This is a genomic window from Lactobacillus sp. UMNPBX6, assembly GCF_002553975.1.
In the GTDB taxonomy this organism is placed as follows: Bacteria; Bacillota; Bacilli; order Lactobacillales; family Lactobacillaceae; genus Lactobacillus; species Lactobacillus gallinarum.
On record NZ_PCZD01000055.1, the window covers coordinates 1 to 10905 of the forward strand.

Annotated in this window: 7 protein-coding genes, 4 tRNA genes, 1 riboswitch and 1 other annotated feature; of the genes, 9 read left to right on the forward strand and 2 right to left on the reverse strand. The window is 38.6% G+C overall.

Annotated elements, in window-relative coordinates:
* Window positions 1-66 precede the first annotated feature (66 nt).
* From CP357_RS08250 to CP357_RS08280, 7 genes are all read left to right on the forward strand, one after another.
* Window positions 67-139: transfer RNA gene (locus CP357_RS08250), tRNA-Asn, on the forward strand.
* Between the two features lie 11 nt (window positions 140-150).
* Window positions 151-241: transfer RNA gene (locus CP357_RS08255), tRNA-Ser, on the forward strand.
* Between the two features lie 80 nt (window positions 242-321).
* Window positions 322-1212 carry a metal ABC transporter solute-binding protein, Zn/Mn family gene (locus tag CP357_RS08260; protein WP_098037035.1) on the forward strand — a complete coding sequence of 297 codons (891 nt, stop codon included), beginning with the start codon at window positions 322-324 and terminating at the stop codon, window positions 1210-1212.
* Window positions 1213-1362: 150 nt separating this feature from the next.
* A tRNA-Glu gene (locus CP357_RS08265) sits at window positions 1363-1434 on the forward strand.
* A 5-nt stretch (window positions 1435-1439) separates the two neighbouring features.
* A tRNA-Val gene (locus tag CP357_RS08270) sits at window positions 1440-1512 on the forward strand.
* 65 nt (window positions 1513-1577) lie between these two features.
* Window positions 1578-1666: riboswitch (SMK box riboswitch) on the forward strand.
* Entirely contained in the window at window positions 1664-2863 is a 1200-nt protein-coding gene (gene metK / locus CP357_RS08275; protein ID WP_098037036.1) for a methionine adenosyltransferase, read from the forward strand. It overlaps the preceding riboswitch by 3 nt.
* A gap of 18 nt (window positions 2864-2881) precedes the next feature.
* Entirely contained in the window at window positions 2882-4342 is a 1461-nt protein-coding gene (locus tag CP357_RS08280) for an MDR family MFS transporter (RefSeq protein ID WP_025006407.1), read from the forward strand.
* A gap of 39 nt (window positions 4343-4381) precedes the next feature.
* Here the strand turns inward: CP357_RS08280 and CP357_RS08285 are convergent, their stop codons facing one another.
* Both CP357_RS08285 and CP357_RS08290 read right to left on the reverse strand, forming a co-directional pair.
* Window positions 4382-5362 carry a polyprenyl synthetase family protein gene (locus CP357_RS08285; RefSeq protein ID WP_056945496.1) on the reverse strand — a complete coding sequence of 327 codons (981 nt, stop codon included), beginning with the start codon at window positions 5360-5362 and terminating at the stop codon, window positions 4382-4384.
* 136 nt (window positions 5363-5498) lie between these two features.
* Window positions 5499-6161, reverse strand: coding sequence for a phosphatase PAP2 family protein (locus tag CP357_RS08290; RefSeq protein WP_025006408.1), 663 nt, complete (start codon window positions 6159-6161; stop codon window positions 5499-5501).
* A 56-nt stretch (window positions 6162-6217) separates the two neighbouring features.
* Window positions 6218-6410 (forward strand) — a binding site (T-box leader).
* Between the two features lie 40 nt (window positions 6411-6450).
* On the opposite strand from CP357_RS08290, the gene leuS reads away from it, so the two are divergent.
* Together leuS and CP357_RS08300 are read left to right on the forward strand one after the other, a co-directional pair.
* On the forward strand, window positions 6451-8865 hold the full coding sequence (leuS, locus tag CP357_RS08295) for a leucine--tRNA ligase (RefSeq protein WP_098037037.1): 2415 nt from the start codon (window positions 6451-6453) through the stop codon (window positions 8863-8865).
* Between the two features lie 93 nt (window positions 8866-8958).
* On the forward strand, window positions 8959-10605 hold the full coding sequence (locus CP357_RS08300) for a polysaccharide biosynthesis protein (RefSeq protein ID WP_098037038.1): 1647 nt from the start codon (window positions 8959-8961) through the stop codon (window positions 10603-10605).
* Window positions 10606-10905 lie beyond the last annotated feature (300 nt).

The window sequence follows — 10905 nt, forward strand, 5'->3', positions numbered from 1 at the left end:
ACGCCGAAAGTAGTTGGTGGGCAACTGCCTGCGAGGAAAGGAAGCTGCCGTGCTCTTTTTTAATATTCCGGCTTAGCTCAGTTGGTAGAGCGCTTGACTGTTAATCAAGATGTCGTCAGTTCGAGTCTGACAGCCGGAGTACTCTTGTATGGAGTGTTGTCCGAGTGGCTTAAGGAGCATGATTGGAAATCATGTATACGGGCTTATACCTGTATCGAGGGTTCAAATCCCTCACACTCCGTAGATAAATGAAGAAAAGAGATCATATTCGTTATGATCTCTTTTTTCTTACCTTATAATAAGTAGCAAGAAGGTATTAAAATGAAAAATAAAAAGAAAGTTCTGTTTTCTTCTCTACTGGTAGTATTTTTATTATTCTTTCTATCAGCCTGTTCAACTAAAAAAGAGGAAAATACTCAGAAACATCAAGTCGACATTGTCACATCAACTAATATTTATGCCAATATTGCCAAAAATATCGTGGGTAAGCACGGTAAAGTCGAGGCAATTATCAATCATGGCGATACCGATCCCCATGATTTTGAGCCTACTACTGGCTCCGCTAAAGAAGTAGCCAATGCCAATATCGTTATTGCAAATGGTTTGGGATATGACAGCTGGATGACTAATTTGGCTAATGCAAATGATATTCATGTTACTAAAGTAGGAGAGCAGCTTATGGGACTAAAACAGGGCGACAATCCTCATATTTGGTATAACCTGAATATGCCACAAAAATACGTGGCCTACCTTGTTAAAAAAGCTAGTCAAATTGATCCTAAGCATACATCTTATTTTAAAACTAATGCCAAAATTTATTTGAATAAAATAGATACGATAAAGAAATTGGCCGACAAAATAAATGGAAGAAAGGCGAAGCCAGTTTATGTGAGTGAGCCGGTATTTGATTATGCCTTAGAGCGGTGCCATTTTAAAATTGGTAATCCAGCTTTTGAAGAGGCTGTAGAAAATGAAACTGATCCAAACGCTAAGGTTGTACACGAAATGCAAATGGGTATCAAACAGAGAAAAATTGCTTTCTTCGTTAATAATGTCCAAGCATCAAGCAGTACCGTTAATAATATGGTAAGCTTAGCTAAGCACTCAAACGTGCCAGTACTTGATGTACGTGAGACGATGCCTAATGGCGTTAGCTACTATCAATGGATGAAAAACAATTATCAAAAATTATTTCAAATTTTTTCAAAATAACCCTTGCATAAATTAAGGATGTCTAGTAATATAATAAGCGTTGTGATTGAGATGTCACTCAGATAACTAAAAAATGAAAAAGTTAAAAAAGTTCTTGACTTTTAAAATTGATTTAGTTATTATAATAAAGTACTCTTGATTAAGAGATATGACCCGTTGGTCAAGTGGTTAAGACACGGCCCTTTCACGGCCGTAACATGGGTTCAAATCCCGTACGGGTCACTTATGGAGGATTAGCTCAGCTGGGAGAGCATCTGCCTTACAAGCAGGAGGTCACAGGTTCGAGCCCTGTATCCTCCATTGTTCGGGACTACCGCGGAGACGGTAGTTCTTTTTTTATGCAAAAAGAACGAACAAAATAATTTTATCGGTTCAAGTCCTGAAAGGATTCACTATTAACAGTGAAGATGCCTTGTAACCGAATAGCTAATGTCTATATAGGGGGACTATTATGGAAAGACGTTTGTTTACTTCAGAATCAGTTTCTGAAGGACACCCAGATAAGGTTGCTGATCAAATTTCAGATGCTATTCTGGATGCAATGTTGGAAAAAGATCCTAATTCACATGTAGCATGTGAAACGATTGTAACTACAGGTATGGTTTTTGTCTTCGGAGAAATTTCAACTAGTGCTTATGTTGATATTCAAGACGTAGTACGTAAGACCATCTTGAGAATTGGTTATGATCGTCCTGAATTAGGTTTTGATGGCAATAACTGTGCCGTCATGGTGGATATTGATGAGCAATCACCTGATATTGCGGGTGGTGTAGATCATTCACTTGAAACTAGAGAAAATGAGTCTGATCAAGACGAATTGGATCAAATTGGTGCGGGTGACCAAGGTTTGATGTTTGGTTTTGCTATTAAGGAAACACCAGAATTAATGCCTTTGCCAATCTCACTTGCTCATCGCTTAATGAGACGTGTTGCCTCATTGAGAAAGGATCATACTCTAGAATGGCTTCGTCCAGATGCTAAGGCACAAGTTACAGTTGAATACGATGAGAACAAGAATCCACTTCGTGTTGATACTGTAGTTATTTCTACTCAAACTGATGCAGAAGTATCTAATGACGAAATTCGTCGAGCAATGATCGATTTAGTAATTAAAGAAGTTATTCCAGCTCGCTACTTGGATGAAAAGACCAAGTTCTTGATTAACCCATCTGGACGCTTCGTTATTGGTGGACCAAAGGGTGACTCTGGTTTAACTGGACGTAAGATCATCGTTGATACTTATGGTGGTTATGCTCGTCATGGTGGTGGTGCCTTCTCAGGTAAAGACCCAACAAAGGTTGACCGTAGTGCTAGTTATGCAGCTCGCTATATTGCTAAAAATATCGTGGCAGCTGGTCTTGCATATCGCTGTGAAGTACAATTAGCCTACGCAATCGGTGTGGCTCACCCAGTATCAATTATGATTGATACAGCTGGTACCGGTAAGGTGGATGATGATCTTTTGACTGAAGCAGTTCGTCATGTCTTTGATCTTCGTCCAGCAGGTATCATCAAGATGCTTGATTTGCGTCGTCCTATTTATGAACAAACTGCCGCATATGGTCACTTCGGCAGAACAGATGTCGATTTACCGTGGGAAAAGACCGATAAAACTCAAGATTTACTTGATTACATCAAAAACAATAAATAATAAAAAGAGGGAGTAAAAATGAAAAAAACAAACGTGTCACTAGTCACGCTTGCGATTTTTATGACTACTTTTATGTCTGGTGTTGAAGGAACGATTGTTTCTACTGCGATGCCAACCATAGTTTCTGATCTGAATGGATTGGAAATTATGAATTGGGTTGTATCAATCTTTCTTTTGATGACGGCTGTGTCAACTCCTTTATATGGAAAACTGGCAGATAGCATTGGGCGAAAGCCAGTTTTTTTATTTGGGATTGCACTCTTTGTCATTGGATCGTCATTGTGTGGCTTAGCTCAGAATATGATTGAATTAATTGTATTTAGAGCAATTCAAGGATTAGGTTCAGGAGCAGTTCAACCGGTGGCTATTACGCTGATTGCGGATTTATATACTTTGCAAAAACGGGCAAAACTGTTAGGACTCAATTCTGGCTTTTGGGGAGTAGCCTCAGTAATTGCACCACTATTAGGTGGTTTTATTGTTCAACATCTGTCTTGGCACTGGGTCTTTTATATTAATGTTCCGATCGGAATTATCGCCTTTTTGCTGGTTATTTTCTATTTAAAAGAACCAAAGCACAATGCCAAATCAAAGTTGGACTTGCAAGGTACAACTTGGTTGGTAATTTTACTGCTAGCTTTGATGTTCTTCTTACAGGATCTTGGCGAAAATACCAATATTGCAATAATGGCTATTTTAGCTCTTTTAATTGTGGTATCGGTAATTGCCTTCTTTAAGGCAGAAAAGCGCGCTAAGGACCCAATAATGCCGTTATCAATGCTGAAAAATAGAGAGTTCCTGGCAATCAATCTAATTACTCTACTTATCTGTGGGGTAGTTATTGGCTTTGAATTCTATATTCCAACTTGGATGCAGGGAATTAACGGAACTAACGCCTCGCTTGCTGGTTTTGCCGTTACACCAAGTTCTTTAATGTGGATTGTAGGTTCGTTTATTCTAGGCTGGATGCTTGGCCGCTGGGGTATTAAGCGGACTTATGATTATATGTTAGGCGTATTGGTGATCACAGATTTGGTATTGCTTTTAGTACCAATTTACACACCATTCTGGGTATTCTGTATTGTCGCAGCCTTTAACGGTACCGCATTTGGGGTTATTACAACGGCATCTCAGGTTCATTCTCAAGTGCTAGTATCTAAGTCTGACATTGGGGTAGCAACTTCATTTAATACTTTGATGAAATATTTGGGTCAAACTATGATGATTTCAATCTACGGTATTGCCTTTAATACGGCGGTAGCTCATGGTTTAGCTAAGCACCCTGGATTGACTCAAGGGATGATGAATAAAATCGTTTCTGCGGAAAATGCCAAGACGCTAGCAGCCAATACGATTCCACAGTTGCGTCAAGTTCTTTTGGGTGGATTAAAAGCCGTATATTTTGTTTCATTAATCGTGATAATTGTTTCCATCGTTTTGAACCGAACATATCGTGATCAAAAAATTAATACCAAATAAAAAATCCAGATGCATCTTTAATGCGTCTGGATTTTTGTTTTAAAAGCTGCGTTTCAACAATTGTTGCGGCATTTTCTTAAGTAATGTTGTTGCACTATTATTTGGAAAAATAGCTAAACAGTCAACCGCTTTTTGGGCATAATCTTGAGCGAGTTTCCTACTTTTCTCAATAACGGAACTATTAACGAGAATTTCTTGAATTAGTTGCATATCTGAAACGGACATTTCGCGTTTTTTATTTAAAATAGGCAACAGCTTTTGTCTTAACTCGGGCTGATCAAGTGCAAGCAAAAGTGGCAAGGAATAAACACCGGTAGCTAAATCTTCTAAAGTAGGCTTATTGAGTTTGTCGCTGCCTGTGTAGTCTAATAAATCATCTACAATTTGAAATGCGATTCCTAGATTTTCTCCAAAATTGGCTAAAGCTTCACTTTCTTCGGCATTCCCACCCGCAAAATGTGCACCTTCTTCAGCTGCTAAACGGAAGAGGGCGGCGGTTTTACCTTTGATATCGTTTAGATAATCCGTAAAGGTCTGCTCTAAGTTAAAGCGTTCAGCCATTTGACCGAGTTCTCCATTTAAAATATGGCTCATAGTTTGCGCGTTGCGCACCAGATACTCGTGTTCTGCAGTTGTATCCAGCATTAAATCAAAAAAGTTGGTGAATAATAAATCACCAGCGTACACAGCGACATCTTTGCCAAACTCTGCTTGAATGCTGATATTGCCTCTACGCAGATCAGAATCATCGATGATATCATCATGAATCAAAGTTGCCATATGCAAAATTTCGATAGATGAAGCTAAATTAATAGTTTGTTGATTAACTTTTCCGACTACATGTGCTGCTAATAATAAAAGGCTGGGGCGCAGATATTTGCCACCGTTGTCGGCCATTGTTAATAAAGCAGTCTGTAAACTCTGATGAGGAGTTTGAATGGTGTGCTGAATCAAAGCATCGACTTCAGCTAATTCATCAGCAATAAGTGGATATTTTTTCCAAGGCTTAAAATTTTTCATAAATTGTTTCCTTAAACTAATAAAATTATTATCGTTTAATTGATTTGTTCAAATAGTTACATTACTTATTATTACGCAGATTGTGAATCTAACCAACAAAAAAACTAGTGAAAATTAAATTCACTAGTCTTTTTGTTTATTTTCGCGATTTTTCTAACATTTTTGGTTCAATGTAAAAGTGGTATAAGAATGAATAACCAAGTAAAACAAAGGTAATTCCTTCAATCCAACCTCCAAAGACATCAGATGGATAATGCACATGGACGAATATTCTTGTGTAGCCGATCAAGATCGGGAACAACGCCCAAATGATAATTAATAGAGTTTTCCAGAATTTGCTTTTAATTAATAAAATTGTCAAGATAATTAAAACTCCAAATAATGCGGCACTACCAACTGAGTGACCTGATGGAAAACTGTAGCCATCGGCATAAACTAAATGGTGAACGGTTGGACGTTGGCGCTCAACTGCGTGTTTGATAATCCAGTTATAACCGTTGGCACAGATCATGACGCCTGCTGTGAACCAAGCATAAGCATATTGTTTAAACGTAATTAAAAGAATAAATAAGATAATTGTTTCTATCGTAATCGTGCTGGTATTGCCTAAATTGGTAAAGGTTTTTGCAAAAGCGACATTTGTCGGATTATTATTGCAGACAATGCTGATGACTGCATTGTCGAAACTGTGGATAAACGGTGAACCAGATGAAACAAGCATCGCCCACGCTGCGTAGATGACCACAAAGATTATCCCTGGAACCAGAGTATCTCTTGGTGGATTTTTTGTATTAATCAAAAAAAGTCTCCCCTTGTAATTTTTAGCATTTGTGGTAAATTATAATCATTATCTATAAGAAAATAAAGGTCAGGAAGTAGTAACAAGGATATTTTTTCAGAGAGAGACTGGTTGCTGTGAAGTCTTAGAATGGAATTGTGAACTTGTCCTGGTATTGAAACCTATCGTTGCCATCCGCGTTAAGGAGCGATTAAGGGTCACATTTTTGATGTGGAACTTAGGTGGTACCGCGATTATTTCGTCCTATGATTGATAGAATCATAGGACTTTTTTGTTAGAGAGGAAAAATATGTATAATCACAAAGTTGTCGAAAAGAAATGGCAAGATTATTGGGCAAAGCATGATACCTTCAAGACAGGTACAGATCCCAAGAAGAAAAATTATTATGCATTGGACATGTTCCCATTCCCATCTGGTAAGGGACTTCACGTAGGTCATCCAGAAGGATATACTGCAACCGATATTGTCTCACGTATGAAGCGTGCACAAGGCTATAATGTGCTTCACCCAATGGGTTGGGATGCATTTGGTCTTCCAACAGAACAATATGCTTTAAAGACTGGTGAAGATCCAGCAGTTGTTACTAAAAACAATATTGCCAACTTTAAGCGTCAACTTAACAAGTTAGGCTTTTCATACGACTGGGATCGTGAAATTACTACTAGTGATCCTAACTACTACAAGTGGACTCAATGGGTCTTTGAACAAATGTATAAGAAGGGCCTTGCTTATGAAGCTGAAGTTCCAGTTAACTGGTCACCAGACCTTGGTACTGTTGTAGCTAACGAAGAAGTTATTGATGGTAAAACTGAACGTGGTGGTTACCCAGTATACCGTCGTAATATGCGTCAATGGATGCTTAAAATGACCGCTTATGCAGATCGTCTTTTGGAAGACCTTGACGATTTGGATTGGCCAGAACCAGTTAAGGAAATGCAACGTAACTGGATTGGTCGTTCAGTTGGTGCACAAGTAACTTTCAAGATTAAAGACAGTGACAAGACTTTTGATATCTTTACTACCCGTCCTGATACCTTGTTTGGTTGTTCATACACTGTTCTTGCTCCAGAAAACAAGTTGGTGCAAGAAATTACCACTGACGGTCATAGAGACGAAGTTAATGCTTACATCAAGAAGATTGAATCTAAGTCAGACCTTGAAAGAACTGATTTAAACAAGGATAAGACCGGTGTATTTACTGGTGCTTACGCAATTAACCCAGTTAACGGCAAAGAAGTTCCAATTTGGATTTCTGACTACGTTTTAGCAAGTTACGGTACTGGTGCCGTAATGGCAGTTCCAGCTCACGATGATCGTGACTATGATTTTGCTAAAAAGTTTGATTTGCCAATTAATCAAGTACTTGAAGGTGGCAACTTATCTAAGGCTGCCTTCACTGAAGATGGTCCACACATTAACTCAGAATTCTTGAATGGTTTGGACATCAAGGATGCCAAGAAGAAGATGGTTGACTGGCTTGAAGAACACAACTGCGGTGAAAAGAAAGTTAACTACAAGCTTCGTGACTGGGACTTCAGTCGTCAACGTTACTGGGGTGAACCAATTCCAGTTATCCACTGGGAAGACGGTACTACTTCACTTGTTCCAGAGGATCAACTTCCACTTCGTTTACCACATGCAACTGATATCAAGCCATCCGGTACTCCAGAAAGTCCATTAGCTAACTTAACTGACTGGGTAAACGTAGTTGATGAAAATGGTCGAAAAGGTAAGCGCGAAACCAACACTATGCCTAACTGGGCTGGTTCAAGTTGGTACTACTTACGTTATGTTGATCCACACAATGATAAAGAATTAGCTGATTACGACTTATTGAAGCAATGGCTTCCAGTTGACCTTTACATCGGTGGTGCAGAACATGCAGTTCGTCACCTTCTTTACGCTAGATTCTGGCACAAGGTTCTTTACGACTTGGGTGTTGTTCCAACCAAGGAACCATTCCAACGTTTGTACAACCAAGGCTTAATCTTGAAGAACCACGAAAAGATGTCTAAGTCAAAGGGTAACGTAGTTAACCCAGATGAAGTGATCGATGAATACGGTGCAGATTCACTTAGAATGTACGAAATGTTCATGGGACCACTTGATGCTTCAATTGACTGGGATGACAATGGTCCAGCATCAACTAAGAAGTTCTTAGATCGTGTATGGCGTTTGTTTGTTAACGACCTTGACCTTAAGGCAATTCCACAAGAAAGAATTGTGGATAAAAACGATGGTGAACTCGACAAGGTTTATGCAGAAACTGTTAATAAGGTTACTGAAGACTTTGACGCTCTTCACTTCAACACCGCTATTTCTCAAATGATGGTCTTCATCAATGCTGCGCAAAAGGCTAAGAGTATTCCACGTGAATACGCAGAAGGATTTGTTAAGCTTTTGGCTCCAGTTGCTCCACACATGATGGAAGAAATCTGGCAAGTATTTGGTCATGATGAATCAATTACTTATGCTAAGTGGCCAACTTATGATCCAGCTAAGTTAGTTGAATCAACTGTGGAAATTATGGTTCAAGTTAACGGTAAGCTTCGTGGTAAGTTCCAAGCAGCTAAGGATGCAGATCGTGATGCTGTTCAAAAAGAAGCTATGGCTTTACCACACGTACAAAAATTCTTGGAAGGTAAGGACGTTAAGAAGGTTATCGTTGTACCTAACAAGATTGTTAATATCGTTGCTAAATAAGTTAAGTTTTTCCTAAAAGCTTTATGAAGTTGAGCTTTATGAAGCAAATTGAGTGACAATTAATTAGTTAATGCTTTTTATTAGGAAAAATTGATGGAAGAAGAAAATAATTTAGATAGCAAAGATACACAAAGCACGTTTTTAAAGGGCTCTGCCTGGATGACCTTTGGGTCGATTGCTTCTAGAATCTTAGGTGCGTTGTATATTATTCCTTGGTATGCCTGGATGGGGGACTATGGGAATATTGCCAATGCCTTAACTGCGCGAAGTTATAATATTTATACGATATTTATTCTAATTTCGACGGCCGGAATTCCGGGAGCGATTGCCAAACAGGTGGCTAAGTATAATGCCTTAAATGAATATGGAATTGGGCGAAAATTATTCCATAAAGGGTTAATTTTAATGGCCTTCTTGGGAGTAATTTCTGCTGCGATCATGTATTTTGCCTCACCGCTACTGGCATCTAACGGTAGTCAAAGCGATCCAAGACAAATTGCAGTTATGCGTAGTTTGTCTTATGCGATTTTGATTATTCCGATCTTGAGTATCATGCGTGGGTACTTCCAAGGGTATGCGGACATGATGCCAAGTGCGATGTCACAGTTTGTGGAGCAATTTGCTCGAGTAGTTTGGATGCTTTTAACGGCATTTGTGATCATGCAAGTGCAGCACGGCTCTTATGTTCATGCCGTTATCCAGTCAAACTTGGCTGCCGCAATTGGTGCCGCATTTGGGATTGGCCTGTTAGTTTGGTTATTGTTTTCACGGCGAAAACAATTAGATAATTTGGTTGCTAATTCGAATAATAGGTTAAAAGTTTCCACAACCGAACTATTTGCGGAAATTATTGAACAGGCAATTCCATTTATTATTATCGATTCAGGAATAACTTTATTCTCATTAGTAGACCAATATACATTCCACCCAATGATTGCAGGGCTGGTTCATGCAAGTTCAGATACAATTGAAGATTGGTATGCATTATTTGGTCTTAATGCCAATAAGTTGATCATGATTATCGTGTCTTTGGCAAGTGCAATGGCAGTGACAGCGATTCCGCTTTTGTCAGCTGCACATACTAGAGGCGATTTTAAGAGCATCTCTAAGCAAATTGCTAATACGATGGACTTGTTCTTGTTCGTGATGATTCCTGCTGCATTCGGAATGGCCGCTATTAGTAAACCGATTTATACGGTTTTCTATGGCCCAGATCCATTAGGTAGCAACGTTTTATACTTGTCATCATTTACTGCAATCAGTTTAGGACTTTTTACAGTATTGATGGCGGTTTTGCAAGGTTTGTCAGAAAATGGATTGGCAATAAAATATTTAGTTTTAGGTTTAATCCTGAAGGGCATTTTGCAATATCCGATGATCTTTTTGTTCAAGATTTATGGACCGTTAGTTGCAACCAACTTAGGCTTATTGGTGATTGTTCTGTTGTCATTGAAGCACTTAGAAATACAGTATGACTTTAATTTGAATAGAACAAGCCGCCGCTTGGTTGGTATTACCGCATTTTCGATAGGGATGTTCCTAATTGTTAAATTAGTTGAGATGGGCTTAGGCAAGTTCTTAAACCCAGATCATAGAATATCTGCCTTGATTCTGGTAATTTTATCAGTAGGCGTGGGAATTGTCTTTTATGGCCTAGCCACAATAAAGACAGATTTAGCCCAAAAAGTTATGGGTAGCAAAATTGAACGAATTTTAGTTAAATTGCATATTCATAGTTAATGAAAGAAGAACGATGATTGATTTCATCGTTCTTTTTGTGTTTGGAGTTAAAACACTGGGGAAGGGATGCAAGTAGGTAATAAAAAAGGAACGAGCAAAACTCGTTCCTTTTTTCATGGTATTCATCATGTAAGAATTATTTATTTGTTTTGATCTAAAAGAATTAGTCCTTTACAACGTCCTTAATGTTCAACCATTGGCTCTTGTTAATCTTAACAATCTTCTTGCCATTAGTCTTCTTAACTGCTTTAGCAGTGAAGGTTGAACCCATTGAAACTTTCTTAGCAGTCTTCTTACCGT

What these genes read in the sequence shown, in the direction of transcription:
- CP357_RS08260 (WP_098037035.1), top strand. Translation starts at nt 322, where the DNA reads ATGAAAAATAAAAAGAAAGTTCTGTTTTCTTCTCTACTGGTAGTATTT.
- CP357_RS08300 (WP_098037038.1), top strand. Translation starts at nt 8,959, where the DNA reads ATGGAAGAAGAAAATAATTTAGATAGCAAAGATACACAAAGCACGTTT.
- leuS (WP_098037037.1), top strand. Translation starts at nt 6,451, where the DNA reads ATGTATAATCACAAAGTTGTCGAAAAGAAATGGCAAGATTATTGGGCA.
- CP357_RS08280 (WP_025006407.1), top strand. Translation starts at nt 2,882, where the DNA reads ATGAAAAAAACAAACGTGTCACTAGTCACGCTTGCGATTTTTATGACT.
- metK (WP_098037036.1), top strand. Translation starts at nt 1,664, where the DNA reads ATGGAAAGACGTTTGTTTACTTCAGAATCAGTTTCTGAAGGACACCCA.
- CP357_RS08285 (WP_056945496.1), bottom strand. Translation starts at nt 5,362, where the DNA reads ATGAAAAATTTTAAGCCTTGGAAAAAATATCCACTTATTGCTGATGAA.